Raw genomic sequence first — 23,378 nt, forward strand, 5'->3', positions numbered from 1 at the left:
CGTACGGGAATCTTCCGGGAAGTAATGCAGGGCGCCGACCAGGCACCCGGTGGGTGTTCCGCCCCCGGTTCCGCGGTCCAGGGCCGCACCCCCTTGGTTGGGATCTCCTTCGGGAGATTTTCGTAGAGGGGATGCGACACGCCCGACCGCGTGGGTCGGAGGAGGAGTCCAGAGAACCCCCGGGTTCCAGAGCGTTACGAGAGACAGGACTACTAGTAGCCATGGCGGGACAGAAGATCCGCATCCGGCTCAAGGCCTACGACCACGAGGTCATCGACTCCTCGGCGAAGAAGATCGTCGAGACGGTGACCCGCACTGGTGCGTCGGTCGCGGGCCCGGTGCCGCTGCCCACTGAGAAGAACGTGTACTGCGTCATCAAGTCGCCGCACAAGTACAAGGACTCTCGCGAGCACTTCGAGATGCGCACGCACAAGCGCCTCATCGACATCCTCGACCCCACGCCGAAGACGGTTGACTCGCTGATGCGCCTCGACCTCCCGGCGGGCGTCGACATCGAGATCAAGCTCTGAGGGGACGGGCCGAGATGAGCAAGAACATCAAGGGCGTCCTGGGCGAGAAGCTCGGCATGACCCAGGTCTGGGACGAGAACAACCGGGTCGTCCCGGTGACCGTCGTCAAGGCCGGGCCGTGCGTCGTGACGCAGGTTCGCACCAACGACAGCGACGGCTACGAAGCGGTCCAGATCGCCTTCGGCGAGATCGACCCGCGCAAGGTGAACAAGCCCCTCAAGGGTCACTTCGCCAAGGCCGACGTCACCCCGCGCCGCCACCTGGTGGAGCTCCGCACCCCTGACGCCAGCGAGTACACGCTGGGCCAGGAGGTCACTGCCGAGGTGTTCGAGTCCGGCGTCAAGGTCGACGTCACGGGCAAGAGCAAGGGCAAGGGCTTCGCCGGTGTCATGAAGCGTCACAACTTCAAGGGCCTCGGCGCCGGGCACGGCACCCAGCGCAAGCACCGTTCCCCCGGTTCCATCGGTGGCTGCGCCACCCCTGGGCGTGTCTTCAAGGGCATGCGCATGGCGGGCCGTATGGGTAACGAGCGCGTCACCACCCAGAACCTGACCATCCACGCGGTTGACGCGGAGAAGGGTCTGCTGCTCATCAAGGGCGCGGTCCCCGGTCCGAACGGCGGCCTCGTCCTGGTCCGTACCGCGGCCAAGGGGGCTTGAGGTAATGAGCACCATTGACATCCTTTCGCCGGCAGGCGACAAGGCCGGTACCGTCGACCTCCCCGCGGAGATCTTCGACGCGAAGACCAGCGTTCCGCTGATCCACCAGGTCGTTGTCGCTCAGCTGGCGGCTGCCCGTCAGGGCACGCACAAGACCAAGCGCCGCGGCGAAGTCCGCGGTGGTGGCAAGAAGCCTTACCGCCAGAAGGGCACCGGCCGCGCCCGTCAGGGTTCGACCCGCGCCCCGCAGTTCGCCGGTGGTGGCGTCGTCCACGGCCCGCAGCCGCGTGACTACTCGCAGCGGACCCCGAAGAAGATGAAGGCCGCCGCCCTGCGTGGCGCCCTCTCGGACCGGGCCCGTCACTCCCGTATCCACGTCGTCACCGGCGTGGTCGAGGGTGCCGCCTCCACGAAGGCCGCCAAGACGCTGTTCGGCAAGATCTCGGAGCGCGCCAACCTGCTCCTGGTCGTCGACCGCGCCGACGAGGCCGCGTGGCTGTCCGCGCGCAACCTGCCCCAGGTGCACATCCTGGAGCCGGGCCAGCTCAACACGTACGACGTGATCGTCTCTGACGACGTGGTCTTCACCCAGGCCGCTTTCGAGTCCTTCGTGTCTGGCCCCCAGACCGCTGAGACCGAAGGGAGCGACGCCTGATGAGCGAGGCGACCGTTACCAGCAAGACGTTCTCGGACCCGCGCGACGTTCTCGTCAAGCCCGTGGTCTCCGAGAAGAGCTACGCACTGCTCGACGAGAACAAGTACACGTTCATCGTCGCGCCGGGCTCCAACAAGACCCAGATCAAGCAGGCCGTGGAAGCGGTCTGGCCGGTCAAGGTCACCGGGGTCAACACGATCAACCGGCAGGGTAAGCGCAAGCGCACCAAGACCGGCTTCGGCAAGCGCTCCGACACGAAGCGCGCCATCGTGACCCTCGCCGAGGGCGACCGTATCGACATCTTCGGCGGCCCGACCTCCTAACGGAGGCCGAGTCGTCCGGAATCGGACGAGGACTGAGAAATGGGTATCCGCAAGTACAAGCCGACGACCCCGGGCCGTCGTGGCTCCAGCGTCGCCGACTTTGTCGAGATCACGCGGTCCACGCCGGAGAAGTCGCTGGTCCGCCCCCTGCACAGCAAGGGCGGCCGTAACAACGCCGGTCGTGTGACCGTTCGCCACCAGGGCGGTGGCCACAAGCGCGCCTACCGAGTGATCGACTTCCGTCGTCACGACAAGGACGGCGTGCCGGCCAAGGTCGCGCACATCGAGTACGACCCGAACCGCACCGCGCGCATCGCGCTGCTGCACTACGCGGACGGCGAGAAGCGTTACATCGTCGCTCCCCGTGGCCTGTCGCAGGGTGACCGTGTCGAGAACGGTCCGGGCGCAGACATCAAGCCCGGCAACAACCTGGCGCTGCGCAACATCCCGGTCGGTACGACCATCCACGCCATCGAGCTGCGGCCCGGCGGCGGCGCGAAGTTCGCCCGTTCCGCGGGCGCCTCCGTGCAGCTGCTGGCGAAGGAGGGCACCATGGCCCACCTTCGTATGCCGTCCGGTGAGATCCGCCTGGTCGACGCGCGCTGCCGCGCGACGATCGGTGAGGTCGGCAACGCCGAGCAGTCGAACATCAACTGGGGCAAGGCCGGCCGCATGCGCTGGAAGGGCGTTCGCCCGACCGTCCGCGGTGTCGCGATGAACCCGGTTGACCACCCGCACGGTGGTGGTGAAGGCAAGACCTCCGGTGGTCGTCACCCGGTCTCGCCGTGGGGTCAGAAGGAGGGTCGTACTCGTTCTCCCAAGAAGGCGAGCAACAAGTACATCGTCCGCCGCCGCAAGACGAACAAGAAGCGCTAGGAGCGGGTTTAGATGCCGCGCAGTCTCAAGAAGGGGCCCTTCGTCGACGGCCACCTCATCAAGAAGGTGGACGTACAGAACGAGGCAGGCACCAAGAACGTCATCAAGACCTGGTCCCGTCGCTCGATGATCGTCCCGGCCATGCTGGGTCACACCATCGCGGTGCACAACGGCAAGATCCACGTCCCGGTGTTCGTCACCGAGTCGATGGTCGGCCACAAGCTCGGCGAGTTCTCGCCGACTCGCACCTTCCGCGGCCACGTCAAGGACGACCGGAAGTCGAAGCGCCGCTAGCGCGGGGTGGAAACGACTATGACTTACACCGAAGGGACAACCATGGAAGCCAGGGCCCAGGCGCGGTACATCCGCGTCACGCCCATGAAGGCCCGCCGAGTGGTGGACCTCATCCGTGGCATGGATGCCACGGAGGCTCAGGCGGTCCTGCGTTTCGCCCCGCAGGCCGCGAGCGTGCCGGTTGGCAAGGTGCTGGACAGCGCCATCGCCAACGCTGCACACAACTACGACCACACCGACGCCTCTTCGCTGGTCATCAGCGAGGCGTACGTGGACGAGGGCCCGACCCTGAAGCGGTTCCGTCCGCGTGCTCAGGGCCGTGCCTACCGGATCCGTAAGCGGACCAGCCACATCACCGTGGTCGTCAGCAGCAAGGAAGGAACCCGGTAATGGGCCAGAAGGTAAACCCGCACGGGTTCCGGCTCGGCATCACCACGGACTTCAAGTCCCGCTGGTACGCCGACAAGCTGTACAAGGACTACGTCAAGGAAGACGTCGCCATTCGTCGCATGATGACGAAGGGTATGGAGCGGGCCGGCATCTCGAAGGTCGAGATCGAGCGCACCCGCGACCGCGTCCGCGTTGACATCCACACCGCCCGCCCGGGCATCGTCATCGGTCGCCGCGGCGCCGAGGCCGATCGCATCCGCGGCGAGCTGGAGAAGCTGACCGGCAAGCAGGTCCAGCTGAACATCCTCGAGGTCAAGAACCCCGAGGTGGACGCTCAGCTGGTGGCCCAGGCCGTCGCCGAGCAGCTCTCCTCCCGCGTCTCCTTCCGTCGTGCGATGCGCAAGAGCATGCAGAGCTCGATGAAGGCCGGCGCCAAGGGCATCAAGATCCAGTGCGGCGGTCGCCTCGGCGGCGCCGAGATGTCCCGCTCGGAGTTCTACCGCGAGGGCCGCGTGCCCCTGCACACCCTCCGTGCGAACGTCGACTACGGCTTCTTCGAGGCCAAGACGACCTTCGGCCGCATCGGCGTGAAGGTCTGGATCTACAAGGGCGACGTCAAGAACATCGCCGAGGTTCGCGCCGAGAACGCCGCGGCCCGCGCCGGCAACCGTCCGGCTCGTGGCGGCACCGACCGCCCGGCCGGCCGTGGTGGCGGCCGTGGTGGCGAGCGTGGCGGTCGCGGTCGTAAGCCGCAGCAGTCGCCGGCAGCCGAGGCCCCCAAGGCCGACGCTCCCGCCGCCGCTGCTCCGGCTGCTGAGAGCACCGGAACGGAGGCCTGACCGAAATGCTGATCCCCCGTAGGGTCAAGCACCGCAAGCAGCACCACCCGAAGCGCAGCGGTATGTCCAAGGGTGGCACGCAGGTTGCGTTCGGCGAGTACGGCATCCAGGCGCTGACCCCGGCGTATGTGACGAACCGTCAGATCGAGTCCGCTCGTATCGCGATGACCCGTCACATCAAGCGTGGCGGCAAGGTCTGGATCAACATCTACCCGGACCGTCCCCTGACGAAGAAGCCGGCCGAGACCCGCATGGGTTCCGGTAAGGGTTCTCCCGAGTGGTGGATCGCGAACGTGAAGCCGGGTCGGGTCATGTTCGAGCTGTCCTACCCGAACGAGAAGATTGCTCGTGAGGCGCTCACCCGCGCTGCTCACAAGCTTCCGATGAAGTGCCGGATCGTTCGGCGCGAGGCAGGTGAGTCGTGATGTCGGCCGGTACCAAGGCGTCCGAGCTGCGCGAGCTGGGCGACGAGGAGCTCCTCAACAAGCTCCGCGAAGCCAAGGAAGAGCTGTTCAACCTCCGCTTCCAGGCGGCGACGGGCCAGCTCGAGAACCACGGCCGGCTCAAGTCCGTCCGTAAGGACATCGCCCGGATCTACACCCTGATGCGTGAGCGCGAGCTGGGCATCGAGACGGTGGAGAGCGCCTGATGAGCGAGAAGACTGTGACTGAGACCAGCAAGACCGAGCGCGGATTCCGCAAGACCCGTGAGGGTCTGGTCGTCAGCGACAAGATGGACAAGACCGTCGTCGTCGCCGTCGAGGACCGCGTCAAGCACGCGCTGTACGGCAAGGTCATCCGCCGTACGAACAAGCTCAAGGCCCACGACGAGCAGAACTCCGCCGGCGTCGGCGACCGCGTCCTCATCATGGAGACGCGTCCGCTGTCCGCCTCGAAGCGCTGGCGCATCGTCGAGATCCTCGAGAAGGCCAAGTAATTCCTGAGGGGCATTCCCCTCAGGTCAGTTCCGCCAGGCTCGGTGAGGTGCCTCTCCGGTAACGGAGAGGCACCCGCCGGGAACCGGCAGACGATCAGGAGATAGACGTGATCCAGCAGGAGTCGCGACTGCGCGTCGCCGACAACACGGGTGCGAAGGAAATTCTCACCATTCGTGTTCTCGGTGGCTCGGGTCGCCGCTACGCGGGTATCGGTGACGTCATCGTCGCCACCGTCAAGGACGCGATCCCCGGTGGCAACGTGAAGAAGGGTGACGTCGTCAAGGCCGTCATCGTTCGCACCGTCAAGGAGCGTCGTCGTCAGGATGGCTCGTACATCCGCTTCGACGAGAACGCCGCCGTCATTCTGAAGAACGACGGCGACCCCCGCGGCACCCGCATCTTCGGCCCGGTGGGCCGGGAGCTGCGCGAGAAGAAGTTCATGAAGATCATCTCGCTCGCGCCGGAGGTGCTGTAAGCATGAAGATCAAGAAGGGCGACCTGGTTCAGGTCATCACCGGTAAGGACAAGGGCAAGCAGGGCAAGGTCATCGTGGCCTACCCCGCTCAGGACCGCGTCCTCGTCGAGGGTGTCAACCGGGTCAAGAAGCACACCAAGGCCGGTCAGACGGCTCGCGGTTCGCAGACGGGTGGCATTGTCACCACCGAGGCCCCGATCCACGTCAGCAACGTACAGCTGGTCGTGGAGAAGGACGGCAACAAGGTTGTCACCCGCGTCGGCTACCGCTTTGACGACGAGGGCAACAAGATCCGCGTTGCCAAGCGGACCGGTGAGGACATCTGATGACTGCCACCACTGCGCCGCGTCTCAAGACGCGCTACCGCGAGGAAATCGCCGGCAAGCTGCGTGAGGAGTTCTCGTACGAGAACGTCATGCAGGTTCCCGGTCTGGTCAAGATCGTGGTCAACATGGGTGTGGGCGACGCCGCCCGCGACTCCAAGCTGATCGACGGGGCCGTCAAGGACCTCACCACGATCACCGGCCAGAAGCCGGCCGTCACCAAGGCCCGCAAGTCCATCGCGCAGTTCAAGCTGCGCGAGGGCCAGCCCATCGGCTGCCACGTCACCCTCCGCGGTGACCGGATGTGGGAGTTCCTGGACCGTACGCTGTCGCTCGCGCTGCCGCGTATCCGTGACTTCCGTGGCCTGTCGCCGAAGCAGTTCGACGGCCGTGGCAACTACACCTTCGGTCTCACGGAGCAGGTCATGTTCCACGAGATCGACCAGGACAAGATCGACCGGGTCCGGGGCATGGACATCACCGTGGTCACCACGGCGACCAACGACGACGAGGGTCGTGCCCTCCTTCGTCACCTCGGCTTCCCGTTCAAGGAGAACTGACCGTGGCGAAGAAGGCTCTGATCGCTAAGGCCGCCCGTAAGCCGAAGTTCGGCGTTCGCGGGTACACCCGCTGCCAGCGCTGCGGCCGGCCCCACTCCGTCTACCGCAAGTTCGGCCTGTGCCGCGTGTGCCTTCGTGAGATGGCTCACCGTGGCGAGCTGCCGGGCGTGACCAAGAGCTCCTGGTAACTCTCCTCCGCCCTAGGGCGAAGGGAAGTTCTGGAGACTCTCGGTAAGCATCTGGGTCGGCAGGAGTCCCGCTTTTCATGCCGTAGGCTTGAAGGGTTGGGCGCCTGCCGCCCACGACCGACTTACTACGCCGTAGGTCCCCGCACCGCACCCGTCCCGCCACTGAGTGGGGAGAGGGATGGCGCATACAGGAAACCCCGGCGAGAGAGGCCGAAGGCCAACTCATGACCATGACTGATCCCATCGCAGACATGCTCACGCGTCTGCGTAACGCGAACTCGGCATATCACGACGATGTCTCGATGCCGCACAGCAAGATCAAGTCGCACATCGCGGAGATCCTCCAGCAGGAGGGCTTCATCACCGGCTGGAAGGTCGAGGACGCCGAGGTCGGCAAGAACCTCGTCCTCGAGCTGAAGTTCGGCCCGAACCGCGAGCGCTCGATCGCCGGCATCAAGCGGATTTCGAAGCCGGGTCTGCGTGTGTACGCAAAGTCCACCAACCTGCCGAAGGTCCTCGGCGGTCTGGGCGTGGCGATCATCTCCACGTCCCACGGCCTCCTGACCGGCCAGCAGGCAGGCAAGAAGGGCGTAGGTGGGGAAGTCCTCGCCTACGTCTGGTAGTCGGGAAAGGAAGGAAAGCTCATGTCGCGAATCGGCAAGCTCCCCATCCAGGTTCCCGCCGGTGTGGACGTCACCATCGATGGCCGTACGGTCGCCGTGAAGGGCCCCAAGGGTTCCCTCTCGCACACCGTCGCCGCGCCGATCGAGGTCTCCAAGGGTGAGGACGGCGTGCTCAACGTCTCCCGCCCGAACGACGAGCGTCAGAACAAGGCCCTCCACGGCCTGTCCCGCACGCTGGTGGCGAACATGATCACCGGCGTGACCGCGGGTTACAGCAAGGCGCTCGAGATCAGCGGTGTCGGTTACCGCGTCCAGGCGAAGGGCTCCAACCTGGAGTTCGCCCTGGGCTACAGCCACCCGATCCTCATCGAGGCTCCGGAAGGCATCACCTTCAAGGTCGAGTCGCCCACGAAGCTCAGCGTCGAGGGCATCGACAAGCAGAAGGTCGGCGAGGTAGCCGCCAACATCCGCAAGCTGCGGAAGCCCGACCCGTACAAGGCCAAGGGCGTCAAGTACGCGGGCGAGGTCATCCGCCGCAAGGTCGGAAAGGCTGGTAAGTAGCCATGGCATACGGTGTGAAGATCGCCAAGGGCGACGCGTACAAGCGTGCCGCTCTCAAGCGCCGCCACATCCGCGTCCGCAAGCACATCTCCGGTTCGCCGGAGCGTCCCCGCTTGGTCGTGACGCGTTCCAACCGCCACATCGTGGCCCAGGTCATCGACGACATCGCGGGCCACACGCTCGCGTCGGCGTCGACCCTGGACACCTCGATCCGTGGTGGCGAGGGTGACAAGAGCGCTCAGGCCCAGCAGGTCGGCGCCCTGGTCGCCGAGCGTGCCAAGGCCGCAGGCGTCGAGGCCGTCGTGTTTGACCGCGGTGGCAACCAGTACGCCGGGCGGATTGCCGCTCTGGCTGACGCCGCCCGTGAAGCCGGGCTGAAGTTCTAAGCCCCGGTTCCTACGCACAGCGGACGTAACAGAGAGAGGTAAATCCAATGGCTGGACCCCAGCGCCGCGGAAGCGGTGCCGGTGGCGGCGAGCGGCGGGACCGGAAGGGCCGTGACGGTGGCGCCAGCGCCGCCGAGAAGACCGCGTACGTCGAGCGCGTCGTCGCGATCAACCGCGTCGCCAAGGTTGTGAAGGGTGGTCGTCGCTTCAGCTTCACCGCGCTGGTCGTGGTGGGCGATGGTGACGGCACCGTCGGTGTCGGATACGGCAAGGCCAAGGAAGTTCCCGCGGCCATCGCCAAGGGTGTCGAAGAGGCCAAGAAGAACTTCTTCAAGGTCCCCCGCATCCAGGGCACCATCCCTCACCCGATCACGGGCGAGAAGGCTGCGGGCGTCGTCCTGCTCAAGCCGGCTTCCCCCGGTACCGGTGTCATCGCCGGTGGCCCGGTGCGCGCCGTGCTCGAGTGCGCCGGCGTTCACGACATCCTGTCGAAGTCGCTTGGCTCGTCCAACGCGATCAACATCGTGCACGCGACCGTGGCGGCCCTCAAGGGCCTGCAGCGTCCCGAGGAGATCGCGGCCCGCCGCGGTCTGCCCCTCGAGGACGTCGCCCCCGCGGCTCTGCTCCGTGCACGTGCGGGAGCGGGTGCGTAATGGCTCGCCTCAAGATCACGCAGACGAAGTCGTACATCGGCAGCAAGCAGAACCACCGCGACACCCTGCGTTCGCTCGGGCTCAAGCGCCTGAACGACTCGGTTGTCAAGGAGGACCGCCCCGAGTTCCGCGGAATGGCCAACACCGTCCGCCACCTCGTGACGGTTGAGGAGGTTGACTGACATGGCGGAGAACAGCCCGCTGAAGGCCCACAACCTCCGGCCTGCCCCGGGCGCCAAGACCGCCAAGACCCGTGTGGGTCGTGGTGAGGCGTCCAAGGGTAAGACCGCAGGCCGTGGTACCAAGGGTACGAAGGCTCGTTACCAGGTTCCGGAGCGCTTCGAGGGTGGCCAGATGCCCCTCCACATGCGTCTCCCGAAGCTCAAGGGCTTCAAGAACCCGTTCCGCACGGAGTACCAGGTCGTGAACCTGGACAAGCTCGCGACGCTCTACCCCGAGGGTGGAGAGGTCACGGTGGCCGACCTGGTCGCCAAGGGCGCTGTGCGCAACAACCACCTCGTCAAGGTCCTCGGACAGGGCGAGATCTCCGTGGCGATCCAGGTTTCGGTTGACGCCGTCTCCGGCTCCGCCAAGGAGAAGATCACCGCCGCGGGCGGTACGGTCACCGAGCTCGTCTGAGCCCGAGCGACCCGCTGAACGAAGGCCGGCCGGTACCCTCTTGGGGTACCGGCCGGCCCTCTTTCGTCGGAAGACGCACGCGTCGACTTCCGTTGGAGACGCACGCGTCGACGCCGAACGCCCTCCGCGCTGCGTTTCAGGTGAGGGGACAGAGACCGCGTGCCTTGAGACCGGCCTGGAGGCGGCTCTCCACGCCCAGTTTGGCCAGGATGCGGGTGACGTACATCTTCACGGTGGTCTCCTTGATCCCTAAGGACTTCCCGATCTGGTGGTTGCTCAGCCCGCCGGCCAGCTCGTCGAGTACTTCCTGTTCCCGCAGCGACAGTTCGGGGAACCGCCGGCGGTAGTCCGCCAGTTCGGTGGTGACGTCGCGGGGGAAGTAGGTGAAGCCGGCCAGGACCGACGCGAGGGCGCGGTCGAAGTCGCCGGGGGTGGCCCCCGAAGGAAGAAACCCGGACAGCCCCGCAGACATGCTGTGCGGCGTTATCCGGGAGCGGGTGGAACTGTCGAATGTGACGAAGCGCCCCCCTGCCGTCAAGGTCTGGAGGCGTGTGAACGCGGTCCGGTCCTCGTCGGGCAGGGGGGCGGGTCCCAGCAGGGCGATGTCCGGAGCGGTCCGTCCGGTCGCCACGTAGACGTCGGTGCTGGTACAAGCGATGACCGCGTCGACGTAAAGAAATCCCTCGATCAGCTGGCGGATTCCCCGGGTCCGGATCGGGTCGTCGTCGACGATAAGAATTCGGGCACGCCGAGCCGCACTCATTCTTCCCCCTTCGCTCCACGTCACGAGGCCGGATTGCGAGTGGTCCGTCGCCGCCTCGGAAGCGGTTGCGAGTCTATTCAGGGAAACTGTCTGCGGCACAGGTCTTTAACACGGGGTTCGGCGGGGTCAGCCCTGTTCGACCGGGGCGCACTTCTCCCACCCCGGACGCCAGCCCGGCAGTGCGTCGGCCGGCGCCACCTCGGTGTCGCCGATCGTGGAACCCACGGTCCCGTCCGGCCCCTTGATCTGAATCCGCCGGTCGGGGAACGCTCCGCCGAGGTCGGTGTAATCCGTGGTGATCATGCCGGCGGAGGTCTCCCAGCGCTTCGTGCCGTTCGCGGCCTCCCGCGCCTCCTCGGGCACTGTCGGGGGACCGAAGAGCTCGCGGACCACCACCTTCAGGCTGTCGGGCCTCGGCGGCGGGGTCTCCTCCTGCGACGTACCGCAGGAAACCCAGTTCCGTACGGCGATCGCGTCGGGACTGCCGGCCACCCACCGGCGCTCCTCGACGAGCTTTCCGGCGCTGGTGATGCGGAAGTGGAGTTCGTCGACCACGTCGCCCGCGTGGCGCGCGTACATCGCGATCCGCACGGGCGGATCAGCGGGGGACCCCTTCGGCGCGTGCGCCTGCTCGGTGAAGGCGATGCGGGTCACCTCCGCGGTGGTTCCGCGTCGGTCCTCCGGCTTCCGGGGGTCCGCGCCGACGAGCCCGGTGGCGAACGCGGTGGCTCCGGCGGCCAGTACGACACCTGCGAGGAGTGCCGCGCCTGTGCGCGGTTTCATGGTCATCGGCTCCGGTTCATACGGTGCGGGCAGGCCCGGGCCGGGCGCGGGGACGCGCTCGGCCCGGGTGCTGTGTGCGGGGGACGCGTGGGCGTCAGCAGGCGAAGCGACGCTCCGCGCCGTGGCCCCGGCGGACCTCCGGGCCGCCGCCGGAGAGGCCACCGCGCACGGTGCCCGCCACGCGGTAGGTGAACGTGCCCTTGCCCTGGCACTTCCACTGAAGGATGCGATCCTTCGAGCGGTTGCCCGTCCAGTGGGCGCCGACCAGCCCGGACCATCCGTGCCAGCGGTGGTACTGGAGCGTCGCGACCAGTCCGTACCCCGCGCAGCTGTTCACCGTCCTGTACTTCGCGCGGGAGTGGTCGCTCCGCCCCTTCTTGGCGATGTTCTCCTTCCAGGGCTTGCCCAGGGCAAGGTTGCACTTCGCGGCCGCTACCACCCCCGACGCCGCGACGTCGTTCTGCACCGCCGTGCCGGCGGTGCTGGAGGCGGTGGACGCGGACGCGGTGCGGGTTTCGCTCGCGGCGGTGCCGGCTGTCGGCACGGTCTGCCCCGCCGCGGTAGCCGTTCCCGTGGTCAGGAGGACGGCCGCGCAGGCGACGCCGGCCAAAGTCATGGACTTCTTCACATGTTCCCCAGTGATCGGTGCTCTTGGGCGGACCTCGTGGATCAGGAGGTTGCGGGCCGAGTCTTTCCGAGGACCGGTAAACTGTCATCGCTTCCCTTGGTCGGTCACCGGGGCCGACCAAAGTCGGTCACCGTCCAGGGCGGGTCGCCGTGCACCGCCCGGGCGTTGACGGGTCTCGGCCATGTCTCCCGCAGGCCACAGAGGGCGGGTAGGGTATCCGCTGTTAGTATCCCGGCAGTGTGTGCACAGGCGTGCCGCTGCCGTGCTCTGTACTGCTCACTTACCGAACCGTCACCCTCACGCGCGTAACGCGGGGGTCGCAGGAGGCACCGTGCTCACCGCGTTCGCCCAGGCGTTCAAGACGCCCGACCTGCGCAAGAAGCTGCTCTTCACGCTCGGCATCATCGTGATCTACCGGCTCGGGGCCCACGTCCCGGCCCCCGGCGTCGACTACGTGAAGGTCCAGCAGTGCATCGACCAGGCCGACTCGGGCGGCCTGCTCGGTCTGATGCAGATGTTCAGCGGTGGCGCCCTGTTGCAGATCACCATCTTCGCGCTCGGCATCATGCCGTACATCACGGCAAGCATCATTCTCCAGCTGTTGACCGTCGTGATCCCGCGACTGGAGGCCCTCAAGAAGGAGGGGCAGTCCGGTACCGCCAAGATCACGCAGTACACGCGTTACCTGACGGTCGCGCTGGCCGTCCTCCAGGGCACCGGCCTCGTCGCGACTGCCCGGAGCGGGGCGCTGTTCCAGAACTGCTCCGTGGGCGACCAGATCGTCGCCGACAAGTCGGTCTTCACGACGGTCATCATGGTCCTCACGATGACCGCCGGCACGGCCGCCGTGATGTGGCTCGGTGAGCTCATCACCGACCGCGGCATCGGCAACGGCATGTCGATCCTCATGTTCATCTCGATCGCCGCGACGTTCCCCGGCGCCCTGTGGGCGATCAGGGTCAGCGGCAAGCTGGCCGACGGATGGATCGAGTTCGGCACCGTCATCCTCATCGGCTTCGTGATGGTCGGCCTCGTCGTCTTCGTCGAGCAGGCCCAGCGCCGGGTCCCGGTGCAGTACGCGAAGCGCATGATCGGACGCAGGTCCTACGGCGGCACGTCGACGTACATCCCGCTCAAGGTGAACCAGGCGGGTGTGATTCCCGTCATCTTCGCTTCTTCGCTGCTCTACATCCCGGCGCTGATCGTCCAGTTCTCGGCCTCCAACGCGGGCTGGGCCAACTGGATCCGGAAGCACTTCGAGTCCGGCAACCACCCGTACTACATCGCGACGTACTTCGTCCTGATCGTGTTCTTCGCCTTCTTCTACGTGGCCATCTCGTTCAACCCCGACGAGGTCGCCGACAACATGAAGAAGTATGGTGGCTTCATCCCGGGCATCCGGGCAGGTCGCCCTACTGCCGAGTACCTGAGCTACGTGCTCAACAGGATCACTTGGCCGGGCTCGCTGTACCTGGGCCTGATCGCTCTGGTGCCGACGATGGCGTTGGCAGCATTCGGCGGTGCGAACCAGAACTTCCCGTTCGGCGGGACGAGCATCCTCATCATCGTGGGTGTCGGTCTGGAAACCGTGAAGCAGATCGAGAGTCAGCTCCAGCAGCGCAATTACGAAGGGTTCCTCCGCTGATGCGAATCGTCCTCGTCGGGCCTCCGGGTGCCGGCAAGGGAACGCAGGCTGCGTACCTTGCCGAGAACCTGTCGATTCCGCACATCTCCACGGGCGACCTCTTCCGCGCCAACATGAGCCAGGGCACCGACCTTGGCAAGCAGGCCCGCGCCTACATCGACGCGGGACAGCTGGTGCCGGACGAGGTCACCATCGGGATGGCCAAGGACCGCATGGCCCAGGAGGACGCCGTGAACGGCTTCCTGCTGGACGGCTTTCCGCGGAACGTGGGCCAGGCCGAAGCCCTTGACGTGATGCTCAAGGACGAGGGCGTGAAGCTGGACGCGGTCCTCGATCTGGAGGTCCCCGAGGACGAGGTCGTGAAGCGGATCGCGGGTCGCCGCGTCTGCCGCAAGGACAGTGCGCACGTCTTCCACGTGACGTACAGCCCGCCGAGGACCGAGGGCGTCTGCGACGTCTGCGGCGGCGAGCTCTACCAGCGGCACGACGACAGCGAGGAGACGGTCCGCACCCGGCTGGAGGTCTACCACACGCAGACCGAGCCGATCATCGACTACTACCGGGTCCAGGGCCTGGTGGTGACCATCTCCGCGCTCGGCAAGGTCACCGACGTGACCGCGCGTGCCATGGAGGCGCTGAAGCAGTCCGCCAAGGGCTGAGCCCCACCCCGTACCACCGCTGTGCAGTCGGCCGCGACGCCCCAGGGCGCCGCGGCCGACTGCTTGCGCCCGTATCGTTGAGTGCGGTCGCGGTGGACCCGTGACCGTCACCGACAACGCAGAGAGGCGCCGAGCAATGGTGCAGATCAAGACCCCCGAGCAGATCGCGAAGATGCGCGAGGCGGGGCTGGTGGTCGCTGCCATTCACGCGGCCACCCGTGAGGCGGCCGTGCCCGGCGCCACCACGAAGGACCTGGACCAGGTCGCCCGCAAGGTGATCGCCGACCACGGCGCGACGTCGAACTTCCTCGGTTACGGCGGGTTCCCCGCGACCATCTGCACCTCGGTCAACGAGGTCGTCGTCCACGGCATCCCGGACGACAGGACGGTGCTCAAGGACGGCGACATCATCTCGATCGACGCCGGCGCGATCGTGGACGGCTGGCACGGCGACGCCGCGTACACCGCCTTCGTGGGCACCGGTCACGCTCCGGAGCTGATCGAGCTCTCCCGGGTGACCGAGGAGTCGATGTGGGCCGGGATCGCCGCGATGAAGGTGAACAACCGCCTGGTCGACGTCTCCCGCGCGATCGAGTCCTACATCCGCCGCCAGCCCCGCCCGGCCACCGGCAAGTACGGGATCATCGAGGACTTCGGCGGCCACGGCATCGGCACCGAGATGCACATGGACCCGCACCTGCTGAACTACGTCTCCCGCAAGCGCGGCAAGGGCATCAAGCTGGTCCCGGGCGTCTGCCTGGCGATCGAGCCCATGGTGTCGCTCGGCACGGCGCGGACGGAGACCCTCAGCGACGACTGGACGGTCCTGACGACGGACGGCACCTGGTCCTCGCACTGGGAGCACTCCGTCGCCCTGACGGAGCAGGGACCGCTGGTCCTGACCGCTCCGGACTGCGGCAGGGCGAAGCTCGCGGAGTACGGCATCGAGGCAGCCCCGGACCCTTCCCCGAGGTCGTGAGGGCCAGGGGGGAGACCCCACCGCCCGATGCAACCCCTTCGGCAGGTCTAAGGATCACCGGTAGTGGGCAAACTTGACGGATTCGTCTTTTGGAGTCCGCTGACGTAGACTGACTCGTCGGCTCTGGTGCATCCGTGTGCCCGCATGTAAGGCATGGGATCGCGAGAGCCGATCAAGGTAGCCGATTCGAAAGGCGAAGCGTGGCCAAGAAGCAAGGTGCCATCGAGATTGAGGGCACCGTGATCGAGTCCCTCCCGAACGCAATGTTCAAGGTGGAGCTCCAGAACGGTCACAAGGTCCTGGCGCACATCAGCGGCAAGATGCGGATGCACTACATCCGTATCCTCCCGGATGACCGGGTCGTGGTGGAGCTCTCTCCGTACGACCTGACGCGTGGCCGGATCGTCTACCGCTACAAGTAGATCTTGCCCGCACCCCGTTTCGGCGCGGTGATGGCACTGACCCGGAGAACCTGACATCCCATGAAGGTCAAGCCGAGCGTCAAGAAGATCTGCGACAAGTGCAAGGTGATCCGCCGTCACGGTCGGGTCATGGTCATCTGCGACAACCTGCGCCACAAGCAGCGCCAGGGCTGACGCACGACCGCCTGCATCTCGCAGTTCTTCGCGCGACGCACGTAAGCACGTACATACGCAGAACCCGTCCAAGCCACGGCTGACGACACCTCCGGCGGGGGCCGGAGACCCGGGCGTACCACCTCTCCCAGCGAGAGATCGGCGGTCGGGAGCGGTACTGCGGAAGACCCCCGATCTAACAACTGGAGCCATTGAATGGCACGCGTTTCAGGTGTTGACATCCCGCGCGAAAAGCGCGTGGAGGTTGCCCTCACCTACGTCTTCGGTATCGGGCGCACCCGGTCCAAGGAGATCCTCGCCTCCACCGGCGTGAACCCGAACTCCCGCGTTCGTGACCTGGCCGAAGAGGACCTGGTCAAGATCCGCGAGTACGTGGACGCCAACCTCCGCACCGAGGGTGACCTCCGCCGTGAGGTCCAGGGCGACATCCGCCGCAAGATCGAGATCGGCTGCTACCAGGGCATTCGTCACCGCCGTGGTCTGCCGGTGCACGGTCAGCGCACCAGCACGAACGCGCGTACCCGCAAGGGCCCGCGTCGCGCCATCGCCGGTAAGAAGAAGCCGGGCAAGAAGTAGTCCTCAGCGGACGCACTGCGCGGGTCCGGATCTCCGGAGCAGCGCAGCAACCAGCGGTCTTCGCTGTAGGACCGATCACCTCCCCTCTCCATCTGGAGTCAAGACATGCCCCCCAAGGGTCGTCAGGGCGCAGCCAAGAAGGTGCGTCGCAAGGAAAAGAAGAACGTCGCTCACGGCCACGCGCACATCAAGAGCACGTTCAACAACACCATCGTCTCGATCACGGACCCCTCGGGCAACGTGATCTCCTGGGCCTCCGCCGGCCACGTCGGCTTCAAGGGCTCGCGCAAGTCCACCCCCTTCGCCGCGCAGATGGCCGCCGAGTCGGCCGCCCGCCGCGCGCAGGAGCACGGCATGCGCAAGGTCGACGTCTTCGTCAAGGGTCCCGGCTCCGGCCGTGAGACCGCGATCCGCTCCCTCCAGGCCACGGGCCTCGAGGTCGGTTCGATCCAGGACGTCACCCCGACGCCGCACAACGGCTGCCGTCCGCCGAAGCGTCGCCGCGTCTGATCCGTCGCGGCCGGTGACGGCCGTGCGTCAGTAGCGTCCGGGTCCGGGCGGTACGCCTCATTCGGGGCGTACCGCCCGTACCCTTGTCACATCTGTCGGGCGTCAAATAGTGGGCGCCCACGACTGAAGGACTCTCCCCATGCTTATCGCTCAGCGTCCGTCGCTGACCGAAGAGGTCGTCGACGAATTCCGCTCCCGGTTCGTGATCGAGCCGCTGGAGCCGGGCTTCGGCTACACCCTCGGCAACTCCCTGCGCCGTACCCTCCTCTCCTCGATCCCCGGCGCCGCTGTCACCAGCATCCGGATCGACGGCGTCCTGCACGAGTTCACCACCGTGCCGGGCGTCAAGGAGGACGTCACCGACCTCATCCTCAACATCAAGCAGCTGGTCGTCTCCTCGGAGCACGACGAGCCCGTCGTGATGTACCTGCGCAAGCAGGGCCCGGGTCTGGTCACCGCCGCCGACATCGCGCCCCCGGCCGGTGTCGAGGTGCACAACCCCGACCTGGTCCTCGCCACGCTCAACGGCAAGGGCAAGCTGGAGATGGAGCTGACCGTCGAGCGCGGTCGCGGCTACGTCTCCGCCGTCCAGAACAAGCAGGTGGGCCAGGAGATCGGCCGGATCCCGGTCGACTCCATCTACTCGCCGGTGCTCAAGGTCACGTACAAGGTCGAGGCGACCCGTGTCGAGCAGCGCACCGACTTCGACAAGCTGATCGTCGACGTCGAGACCAAGCAGGCCATGCGTCCCCGTGACGCCATGGCGTCGGCCGGCAAGACCCTGGTCGAGCTGTTCGGTCTGGCGCGCGAGCTCAACATCGACGCCGAGGGCATCGACATGGGCCCGTCCCCCACGGACGCCGCGCTCGCCGCCGATCTGGCGCTGCCGATCGAGGAGCTGGAGCTCACGGTCCGCTCGTACAACTGCCTCAAGCGCGAGGGCATCCACTCCGTGGGTGAGCTCGTGGCGCGTTCCGAGGCCGACCTCCTCGACATCCGCAACTTCGGCGCCAAGTCGATCGACGAGGTCAAGGCGAAGCTGGCCGGTATGGGCCTCGCGCTCAAGGACTCGCCTCCCGGCTTCGACCCGACCGCCGCCGCCGACGCCTTCGGCGCCGACGACGACGTGGACGCCGGTTTCGTGGAGACCGAGCAGTACTGAGGTGCCTCCCGGCTGGGGGCGCCCGGTTTCGAGGGCGCCCCGGGCCGGGGCTGAGGCTTTGTCCTCAATCGCCGGACGGGCTTGATTTTGGCTGATGTCCGGCAGCTATGACTTCCGTGAGGCGTCCGCTTCACGGGAACTGACACCGGTACCTGATACGGCCGGTGCAGCACACAAGGAGAATCACCATGCCGCGTCCCGCAAAGGGTGCCCGTCTGGGCGGCAGCGCCGCGCACGAGCGTCTGCTCCTCGCGAACCTCGCGAAGTCGCTGTTCGAGCACGGCCGCATCACGACGACCGAGGCCAAGGCCCGCCGCCTGCGTCCGGTCGCCGAGCGCCTCGTCACCAAGGCGAAGAAGGGCGACATCCACAACCGTCGCCTGGTGCTCCAGACGATCACGGACAAGAGCATCGTGCACACGCTCTTCACCGAGATCGCCCCCCGTTACGAGAACCGCCCCGGTGGTTACACGCGTATCACCAAGATCGGTAACCGTCGTGGCGACAACGCCCCGATGGCGGTCATCGAGCTGGTCGAGGCGCTGACCGTGGCCCAGCAGGCCACCGGTGAGGCCGAGGCCGCCACGAAGCGCGCGGTCAAGGAAGACGCCGCCAAGAAGGACGAGGCCCCCGCGGCCGAGTCCGACGAGGCCGTCGAGGACGCCAAGCCGGTCGAGAAGGCCGACGACGCGGAGTCCAAGGACGCCTGAGGCGTTCCGAGACCACGGGACGGGCTCGCATCACCCTTCGGGGCGGTGCGGGCCCGTTCTGCTGAGCAGGGGTGGATGAGGAGATACGGGTGAGTGACGACGCGGAGCCCGGTTTCGTACGGGTGCGGCTGGACCTGTCGTACGACGGCAAGGACTTCTCCGGCTGGGCGAAGCAGACCAGCCGGCGCACGGTGCAGGGCGAGATCGAGGACGCGCTGCGGACCGTGACCCGGTCCCCGGTGACGTACGACCTGACGGTGGCGGGCCGCACGGACGCCGGGGTGCACGCGCGGGGCCAGGTGGCGCATGTGGACCTGCCTCGGGCGGTGTGGGCCGAGCATGAGGAGAAGCTGCTGCGGCGGCTGGCGGGCAGGCTGCCGCTGGACGTACGGATCTGGCGGGCGGCCCCCGCCCCGGCCGGGTTCAACGCCCGCTTCTCCGCGCTCTGGAGGCGTTACGCCTACCGGGTGGGCGACCGGCCCGGCGGGGTGGACCCGCTGACGCGCGGTCATGTGCTGTGGCACGACCGGCCGTTGGACGTGGACGCGATGAACGAGGCGGCCGCGCTGATGGTGGGTGAGCACGACTTCGCCGCGTACTGCAAGAAGCGCGAGGGCGCGACCACCATCCGTACGCTCCAGAAGCTGAGTTGGGTACGGGAGGAGTCCTCGGGCGTCCTCACCGCGACCGTGCAGGCCGACGCCTTCTGCCACAACATGGTGCGGGCGCTGATCGGGGCCGCCCTGTTCGTCGGTGACGGCCGCCGCCCGGCCGCCTGGCCCGCCGAGGTGCTGGCCGCGAAGGTGCGCGACCCCGCCGTGCACGTGGTGCGGCCGCATGGGCTGACGCTGGAGGAAGTGGCGTACCCGGCCGACGAGTTGCTCGCCGCGCGCGCCGAAGAGGCCCGTAACGTCAGGACGTTGCCGGGGGCCACGGGGTGCTGCTGAGGCCCCGGGTGCTCAACGGCTGCGGACGCACTCGGCCTTGAAGTGGCGGGCAAAGGCGATGACGCCCCACAGGATCAGGACGTTGACCAGTGCCCCCGCGCCGTCGAGCAGGGGGTTGAGGAGGCTGAACCCGGCCTCCTCGGTGACCGCGTCGTCGCCGGTCAGCAGGGCCAGGGGGTAGAGCACGGTGACCAGCAGAATGACGCCGCCGGGGTAGGCGGCGAGGGTCATCACTGTCTGGCCGGTCTCCGGACGGCCGGCGATCTCGTGGACGAGGGCGGCGAGCGTGACCAGGCCGAGGTAGCCGGCGGCGAGGAGGCGGGCCGTGCCACGGGGGCTGGGGGTGCTCATCAGGGCCGTCCTTCGCGCGGTGGTCCGGGGCCGCGGAGGGCGTGGGCACCCCGGGGCGGGGGAGGATGGGCCCTCTCCCGCCCCTTATTGAACACGTTCAGTTTTACGTGACGCGCGCGGCCCCCCCGTACAGGCGTCGCGCGCTTCGCTGCCCGCCGGGCTCTACCGGGCGGGGTCCGCCGCTGCCTGCGACGCCTGGACCTGGCCGCGGTGGCGGATCTGGCGGAAGGTGAAGTTCGTCAGGTCGTCGCCGACCGCGTACACGTTCTTGTCCCCGGTGGTGACGCGTGTGCCGTTGATGAAGCCGCCGACCGTGAAGTAGGCGTAACGGCCGTAGGAGTTGGTCGTGCGCCGGCAGACCGTACCGGCACGGCAGAAGGTGGGCACGCCCTCGCCGGAGAGGGAGGCGATGCCGCCCGAAGCCTGGTCGACCGTCTTGCGCGCGCGGTCCTCGGTGTCGAAGACCGCTATGCCCACGGTGACGGCGACCCCGTCCTTGCGGTAGGTCGCGCGGATGAGCTGCTTGCAGCCGTTGCCGGTGAGGACCGCGCCCAGGGCGCCCTGCGTGCCGCTCGCGCAGTTCGTCGTGCTGGTGGCGGCGCCCTTGAGGTGGACGCGGTCGCCCATGGCGAGCTTCTTGCCGGGGAAGAAGCCGTCGACGGTGACCGGTGCCTTGTCCTTGTCGGCGCTCGATATGTACTCCTTCGGGTCCGGCGGGGGCGGCGGCGCCACCGGGGAGAAGGAGGGCGCGGGCGCGGAGGTGTCCTCGGGGAGGTCGACCGGCGCGGGCAGCTTGCTCGCGCTGCCGCTCGGGTCGCCCTTGCCGCCGCCGTTCGTGGTCACCACGGCCGTCGCCACGATCGCGCCGACCAGGCCGGTGGCCAGCACCCCGCCGCCGATCATCAGCCACCGCCTGCGACGGGCGCGCGCCGCAGACTCGTCGGCGAGCGCGGCCCAGTCCGGAGTCCCTCTGTTCTCTGGCCCCCAGGAGGGCCCCCCTTGCCATGAACTCATGCGCGAATCCTAGGGCCTGTCGTCAAACTGGCGTCGTCGGCCGAAGGGTGGCAGACGGCAGTCTGACCGCAGGCCCCAGGGCTTTGGAAAACCGATTGGGCCAGGGCTTCGCGGGCCGTGACAATGCTGTGTATGGGACATCTTGAAGCGGGCCACCTGGAGTACTACCTACCGGACGGGCGGGTGCTGCTGGGCGACGCCTCGTTCCGGGTGGCCGACGGAGCCGTCGTCGCCCTCGTCGGGGCCAACGGGGCGGGCAAGACGACCCTGCTGCGCCTCCTCGCCGGGGAGCTCCAGCCGCACGGCGGCACGGTCTCGGTGAGCGGCGGGCTCGGGGTGATGCCGCAGTTCGTGGGCTCGGTGCGGGACGAGCGGACCGTACGGGATCTGCTGGTGTCCGTCTCCCAGCCGCGCATCCGGGACGCGGCGAAGGCGGTCGACGCGGCCGAGGAGAAGATCCTCACCGTCGACGACGAGGCCGCGCAGATGGCGTACGCGCAGGCGCTCAGCGACTGGGCCGAGGCGCGCGGGTACGAGGCCGAGACGGTCTGGGACATGTGCACCATGGCCGCGCTCGGCGTCCCGTACGAGAAGGCGCAGTGGCGCGAGGTGCGCACGCTCAGCGGCGGCGAGCAGAAGCGGCTGGTCCTGGAGGCGCTGCTGCGCGGCCCCGACGAGGTGCTGCTCCTGGACGAGCCGGACAACTACCTGGACGTGCCGGGAAAGCGGTGGCTGGAGGAGAAGCTCAAGGAGACCCGTAAGACGGTCCTCTTCGTCTCCCACGACCGGGAGCTGCTGTCCCGGGCCGCCGAGAAGATCGTCAGCGTCGAGCCGAGCGCGGCGGGCAGCGACGTATGGGTGCACGGCGGCGGCTTCGCCACGTACCACGACGCGCGCAAGGAGCGGTTCGCGCGGTTCGAGGAGCTGCTGCGGCGCTGGCAGGAGGAGCACGCCCGGCTGAAGGCGCTCGTCCTGCGGATGCGGCAGCAGGCGGCGAACAGCCCCGACATGGCCAACCGCTACCACGCGATGCAGACGCGCTTCAAGAAGTTCGAGGAGGCGGGCCCGCCGCCGGAGCCGCCGCGCGAGCAGGACATCCGGATGCGGCTGCGCGGCGGGCGGACCGGGGTGCGGGCGATCACCTGCAAGGGCCTGGAGCTGACCGGCCTGATGAAGCCCTTCGACCTGGAGATCTACTACGGGGAGCGGGTCGCCGTCCTCGGTTCCAACGGGTCGGGCAAGTCGCACTTCCTGCGGCTGCTGGCGGGGGAGCCGGTGGCGCACACGGGGGAGTGGAAGCTCGGGGCGCGGGTGGTGCCGGGGCGCTTCGCCCAGACGCACGCGCATCCGGAGCTGCTCGGCAAGACCCTGGTGGAGATCCTCTGGTCCGAGCACGCCAAGGACCGGGGCGGGGCCATGGGGGTGCTGCGGCGGTACGAGCTGGAGCGGCAGGGGGACCAGGCGTTCGAGCGGCTGTCCGGCGGGCAGCAGGCGCGGTTCCAGATCCTGCTGCTGGAGCTGGCGGGCACGACGGCGCTGCTGCTGGACGAGCCGACCGACAACCTGGACCTGGAGTCGGCGGAGGCGTTGCAGGACGGGCTGGAGGTGTACGACGGCACGGTGATGGCCGTCACGCACGACCGGTGGTTCGCGAAGTCCTTCGACCGGTATCTGGTGTTCGGGTCGGACGGGGTGGTCCGGGAGACGACGGAGCCGGTGTGGGATGAGCGGAGGGTTCAGCGGGCTCGGTGACCTTGGCGGTCGGCGGTCGGCGGTCGGCGGTCGGCGGTCGGCGGTGGTGGTCCGGTGGGTGGTGGCCTGGCGGGTGGTGGGGGTGCGGGGTGCCGTGCGGCGCCGTTGCGGGGGCGCTGCCCCCGGGCCCCCGCGCCTCAAGCGCCGGCGGGGCTGGGGGGTGCGGCGGGGCTGGGAAGGTGGCCCCCCGGGTGTTGGCGGGGCTGGATCTGGTTGTTTTGACCCGTCCGGGGCGGGGCGGGTAGTGTCGAGGTTTGTTATGCGTATCGGCTTCGTCGTTTTCGTACGAGAAGCCCCTGCGTAGGTTCTCTGGAGCAGTTACCAGTGGCTCGCATACGGGCATCGTCCCCGGCAGTGTGAGCCCCAGCTGCATGATCGCTTCAGGGGTGCCA

Annotated in this window: 37 protein-coding genes; 32 read left to right on the forward strand and 5 right to left on the reverse strand. The window is 67.7% G+C overall.

Features of this window, described 5'->3' with window-relative positions:
- Positions 1-221: 221 nt before the first annotated feature.
- From rpsJ to rplO, 21 genes are all read left to right on the forward strand, one after another.
- Complete coding sequence (gene rpsJ, locus ACLJPL_RS18045; protein WP_003948644.1) at positions 222-530, forward strand: 30S ribosomal protein S10; 309 nt, start codon at positions 222-224, stop codon at positions 528-530.
- Positions 531-544: 14 nt separating this feature from the next.
- Positions 545-1,189, forward strand: coding sequence for a 50S ribosomal protein L3 (rplC, locus tag ACLJPL_RS18050; RefSeq protein ID WP_003966960.1), 645 nt, complete (start codon positions 545-547; stop codon positions 1,187-1,189).
- A 4-nt stretch (positions 1,190-1,193) separates the two neighbouring features.
- On the forward strand, positions 1,194-1,844 hold the full coding sequence (gene rplD, locus ACLJPL_RS18055; RefSeq protein ID WP_356452380.1) for a 50S ribosomal protein L4: 651 nt from the start codon (positions 1,194-1,196) through the stop codon (positions 1,842-1,844).
- Complete coding sequence (gene rplW, locus ACLJPL_RS18060; RefSeq protein ID WP_411081860.1) at positions 1,844-2,167, forward strand: 50S ribosomal protein L23; 324 nt, start codon at positions 1,844-1,846, stop codon at positions 2,165-2,167. Before rplD ends, rplW begins: the two co-directional genes overlap by 1 nt.
- Before the next feature lie 39 nt (positions 2,168-2,206).
- Complete coding sequence (rplB, locus tag ACLJPL_RS18065) at positions 2,207-3,043, forward strand: 50S ribosomal protein L2 (RefSeq protein WP_018510594.1); 837 nt, start codon at positions 2,207-2,209, stop codon at positions 3,041-3,043.
- A 12-nt stretch (positions 3,044-3,055) separates the two neighbouring features.
- Complete coding sequence (gene rpsS / locus ACLJPL_RS18070) at positions 3,056-3,337, forward strand: 30S ribosomal protein S19 (protein ID WP_003966956.1); 282 nt, start codon at positions 3,056-3,058, stop codon at positions 3,335-3,337.
- Positions 3,338-3,379: 42 nt separating this feature from the next.
- The gene (gene rplV, locus ACLJPL_RS18075) at positions 3,380-3,727 is read left to right on the forward strand and encodes a 50S ribosomal protein L22 (RefSeq protein ID WP_004571827.1); all 348 of its coding nucleotides are present in this window, start codon (positions 3,380-3,382) and stop codon (positions 3,725-3,727) included.
- On the forward strand, positions 3,727-4,566 hold the full coding sequence (gene rpsC, locus ACLJPL_RS18080; protein WP_018510593.1) for a 30S ribosomal protein S3: 840 nt from the start codon (positions 3,727-3,729) through the stop codon (positions 4,564-4,566). The genes rplV and rpsC overlap by 1 nt, the downstream gene beginning before the upstream one ends.
- 5 nt (positions 4,567-4,571) lie before the next feature.
- Positions 4,572-4,991, forward strand: coding sequence for a 50S ribosomal protein L16 (gene rplP, locus ACLJPL_RS18085; RefSeq protein WP_003966953.1), 420 nt, complete (start codon positions 4,572-4,574; stop codon positions 4,989-4,991).
- The gene (gene rpmC, locus ACLJPL_RS18090) at positions 4,991-5,215 is read left to right on the forward strand and encodes a 50S ribosomal protein L29 (protein ID WP_003966952.1); all 225 of its coding nucleotides are present in this window, start codon (positions 4,991-4,993) and stop codon (positions 5,213-5,215) included. The genes rplP and rpmC overlap by 1 nt, the downstream gene beginning before the upstream one ends.
- Positions 5,215-5,502, forward strand: a complete 288-nt coding sequence (rpsQ, locus tag ACLJPL_RS18095) for a 30S ribosomal protein S17 (RefSeq protein ID WP_084748671.1) — start codon at positions 5,215-5,217, stop codon at positions 5,500-5,502. Before rpmC ends, rpsQ begins: the two co-directional genes overlap by 1 nt.
- A 107-nt stretch (positions 5,503-5,609) precedes the next feature.
- Complete coding sequence (gene rplN / locus ACLJPL_RS18100) at positions 5,610-5,978, forward strand: 50S ribosomal protein L14 (protein ID WP_003966950.1); 369 nt, start codon at positions 5,610-5,612, stop codon at positions 5,976-5,978.
- 2 nt (positions 5,979-5,980) lie between these two features.
- A complete protein-coding gene (rplX, locus tag ACLJPL_RS18105) occupies positions 5,981-6,304 on the forward strand; it encodes a 50S ribosomal protein L24 (protein ID WP_003966949.1) in 324 nt (107 codons plus the stop codon).
- The gene (rplE, locus tag ACLJPL_RS18110; protein ID WP_003966948.1) at positions 6,304-6,861 is read left to right on the forward strand and encodes a 50S ribosomal protein L5; all 558 of its coding nucleotides are present in this window, start codon (positions 6,304-6,306) and stop codon (positions 6,859-6,861) included. Before rplX ends, rplE begins: the two co-directional genes overlap by 1 nt.
- A 2-nt stretch (positions 6,862-6,863) precedes the next feature.
- Positions 6,864-7,049, forward strand: coding sequence for a type Z 30S ribosomal protein S14 (locus ACLJPL_RS18115; protein WP_003948630.1), 186 nt, complete (start codon positions 6,864-6,866; stop codon positions 7,047-7,049).
- A 224-nt stretch (positions 7,050-7,273) separates the two neighbouring features.
- Positions 7,274-7,672: a 30S ribosomal protein S8 gene (rpsH, locus tag ACLJPL_RS18120; protein WP_007446728.1), complete on the forward strand. Its 399-nt coding sequence runs from the start codon at positions 7,274-7,276 to the stop codon at positions 7,670-7,672.
- A 21-nt stretch (positions 7,673-7,693) separates the two neighbouring features.
- Entirely contained in the window at positions 7,694-8,233 is a 540-nt protein-coding gene (rplF, locus tag ACLJPL_RS18125; RefSeq protein ID WP_030798876.1) for a 50S ribosomal protein L6, read from the forward strand.
- Positions 8,234-8,235: 2 nt separating this feature from the next.
- Complete coding sequence (gene rplR / locus ACLJPL_RS18130; RefSeq protein ID WP_015610732.1) at positions 8,236-8,619, forward strand: 50S ribosomal protein L18; 384 nt, start codon at positions 8,236-8,238, stop codon at positions 8,617-8,619.
- Positions 8,620-8,666: 47 nt separating this feature from the next.
- A complete protein-coding gene (rpsE, locus tag ACLJPL_RS18135) occupies positions 8,667-9,272 on the forward strand; it encodes a 30S ribosomal protein S5 (RefSeq protein WP_411081861.1) in 606 nt (201 codons plus the stop codon).
- Entirely contained in the window at positions 9,272-9,454 is a 183-nt protein-coding gene (gene rpmD, locus ACLJPL_RS18140; protein WP_015610734.1) for a 50S ribosomal protein L30, read from the forward strand. The genes rpsE and rpmD overlap by 1 nt, the downstream gene beginning before the upstream one ends.
- A gap of 1 nt (position 9,455) precedes the next feature.
- Positions 9,456-9,911, forward strand: a complete 456-nt coding sequence (gene rplO, locus ACLJPL_RS18145) for a 50S ribosomal protein L15 (RefSeq protein ID WP_030561900.1) — start codon at positions 9,456-9,458, stop codon at positions 9,909-9,911.
- A 136-nt stretch (positions 9,912-10,047) separates the two neighbouring features.
- Here the strand turns inward: rplO and ACLJPL_RS18150 are convergent, their stop codons facing one another.
- From ACLJPL_RS18150 to ACLJPL_RS18160, 3 genes are all read right to left on the reverse strand, one after another.
- Complete coding sequence (locus tag ACLJPL_RS18150; protein WP_411081862.1) at positions 10,048-10,674, reverse strand: LuxR C-terminal-related transcriptional regulator; 627 nt, start codon at positions 10,672-10,674, stop codon at positions 10,048-10,050.
- A 126-nt stretch (positions 10,675-10,800) separates the two neighbouring features.
- Entirely contained in the window at positions 10,801-11,457 is a 657-nt protein-coding gene (locus tag ACLJPL_RS18155; RefSeq protein ID WP_411081863.1) for a hypothetical protein, read from the reverse strand.
- A 94-nt stretch (positions 11,458-11,551) separates the two neighbouring features.
- Entirely contained in the window at positions 11,552-12,073 is a 522-nt protein-coding gene (locus tag ACLJPL_RS18160) for a hypothetical protein (RefSeq protein WP_411081864.1), read from the reverse strand.
- 343 nt (positions 12,074-12,416) lie between these two features.
- Here ACLJPL_RS18160 and secY point away from each other — a divergent pair, with 343 nt between their 5' ends.
- The 10 genes from secY (at position 12,417) to truA (ending at position 19,869) form a co-directional block, all read left to right on the forward strand.
- Entirely contained in the window at positions 12,417-13,730 is a 1,314-nt protein-coding gene (secY, locus tag ACLJPL_RS18165; protein ID WP_411081865.1) for a preprotein translocase subunit SecY, read from the forward strand.
- Positions 13,730-14,389, forward strand: coding sequence for an adenylate kinase (locus ACLJPL_RS18170; protein WP_411081866.1), 660 nt, complete (start codon positions 13,730-13,732; stop codon positions 14,387-14,389). Before secY ends, ACLJPL_RS18170 begins: the two co-directional genes overlap by 1 nt.
- 136 nt (positions 14,390-14,525) lie before the next feature.
- Complete coding sequence (gene map, locus ACLJPL_RS18175; protein WP_411081867.1) at positions 14,526-15,368, forward strand: type I methionyl aminopeptidase; 843 nt, start codon at positions 14,526-14,528, stop codon at positions 15,366-15,368.
- Positions 15,369-15,568: 200 nt separating this feature from the next.
- Positions 15,569-15,790, forward strand: a complete 222-nt coding sequence (gene infA / locus ACLJPL_RS18180) for a translation initiation factor IF-1 (protein WP_003956442.1) — start codon at positions 15,569-15,571, stop codon at positions 15,788-15,790.
- Positions 15,791-15,850: 60 nt separating this feature from the next.
- Positions 15,851-15,964 carry a 50S ribosomal protein L36 gene (rpmJ, locus tag ACLJPL_RS18185; protein ID WP_003956441.1) on the forward strand — a complete coding sequence of 38 codons (114 nt, stop codon included), beginning with the start codon at positions 15,851-15,853 and terminating at the stop codon, positions 15,962-15,964.
- A 195-nt stretch (positions 15,965-16,159) separates the two neighbouring features.
- Entirely contained in the window at positions 16,160-16,540 is a 381-nt protein-coding gene (gene rpsM, locus ACLJPL_RS18190) for a 30S ribosomal protein S13 (RefSeq protein ID WP_073877645.1), read from the forward strand.
- A gap of 105 nt (positions 16,541-16,645) precedes the next feature.
- Positions 16,646-17,050, forward strand: coding sequence for a 30S ribosomal protein S11 (gene rpsK / locus ACLJPL_RS18195; protein ID WP_003956432.1), 405 nt, complete (start codon positions 16,646-16,648; stop codon positions 17,048-17,050).
- A gap of 139 nt (positions 17,051-17,189) precedes the next feature.
- On the forward strand, positions 17,190-18,212 hold the full coding sequence (locus tag ACLJPL_RS18200; RefSeq protein WP_019055532.1) for a DNA-directed RNA polymerase subunit alpha: 1,023 nt from the start codon (positions 17,190-17,192) through the stop codon (positions 18,210-18,212).
- A 188-nt stretch (positions 18,213-18,400) separates the two neighbouring features.
- Positions 18,401-18,922, forward strand: coding sequence for a 50S ribosomal protein L17 (rplQ, locus tag ACLJPL_RS18205; RefSeq protein WP_411081868.1), 522 nt, complete (start codon positions 18,401-18,403; stop codon positions 18,920-18,922).
- Positions 18,923-19,011: 89 nt separating this feature from the next.
- Positions 19,012-19,869 (forward strand): tRNA pseudouridine(38-40) synthase TruA, encoded by an 858-nt coding sequence (truA, locus tag ACLJPL_RS18210; RefSeq protein ID WP_411081869.1) that lies wholly within the window; start codon positions 19,012-19,014, stop codon positions 19,867-19,869.
- A 12-nt stretch (positions 19,870-19,881) separates the two neighbouring features.
- On the opposite strand, the gene ACLJPL_RS18215 is transcribed toward truA, so the two are convergent.
- Together ACLJPL_RS18215 and ACLJPL_RS18220 are read right to left on the reverse strand one after the other, a co-directional pair.
- Complete coding sequence (locus ACLJPL_RS18215; protein ID WP_411081870.1) at positions 19,882-20,220, reverse strand: hypothetical protein; 339 nt, start codon at positions 20,218-20,220, stop codon at positions 19,882-19,884.
- 162 nt (positions 20,221-20,382) lie between these two features.
- A complete protein-coding gene (locus ACLJPL_RS18220) occupies positions 20,383-21,234 on the reverse strand; it encodes a hypothetical protein (protein WP_411081871.1) in 852 nt (283 codons plus the stop codon).
- Between the two features lie 132 nt (positions 21,235-21,366).
- Between ACLJPL_RS18220 and ACLJPL_RS18225 the strand changes: the two genes are divergently transcribed.
- Positions 21,367-22,986 carry an ABC-F family ATP-binding cassette domain-containing protein gene (locus ACLJPL_RS18225; RefSeq protein WP_411081872.1) on the forward strand — a complete coding sequence of 540 codons (1,620 nt, stop codon included), beginning with the start codon at positions 21,367-21,369 and terminating at the stop codon, positions 22,984-22,986.
- Positions 22,987-23,378: the final 392 nt, after the last annotated feature.

It is taken from the genome of Streptomyces sp. cmx-18-6 (assembly GCF_046548915.1).
In the GTDB taxonomy this organism is placed as follows: domain Bacteria; phylum Actinomycetota; class Actinomycetes; order Streptomycetales; family Streptomycetaceae; genus Streptomyces.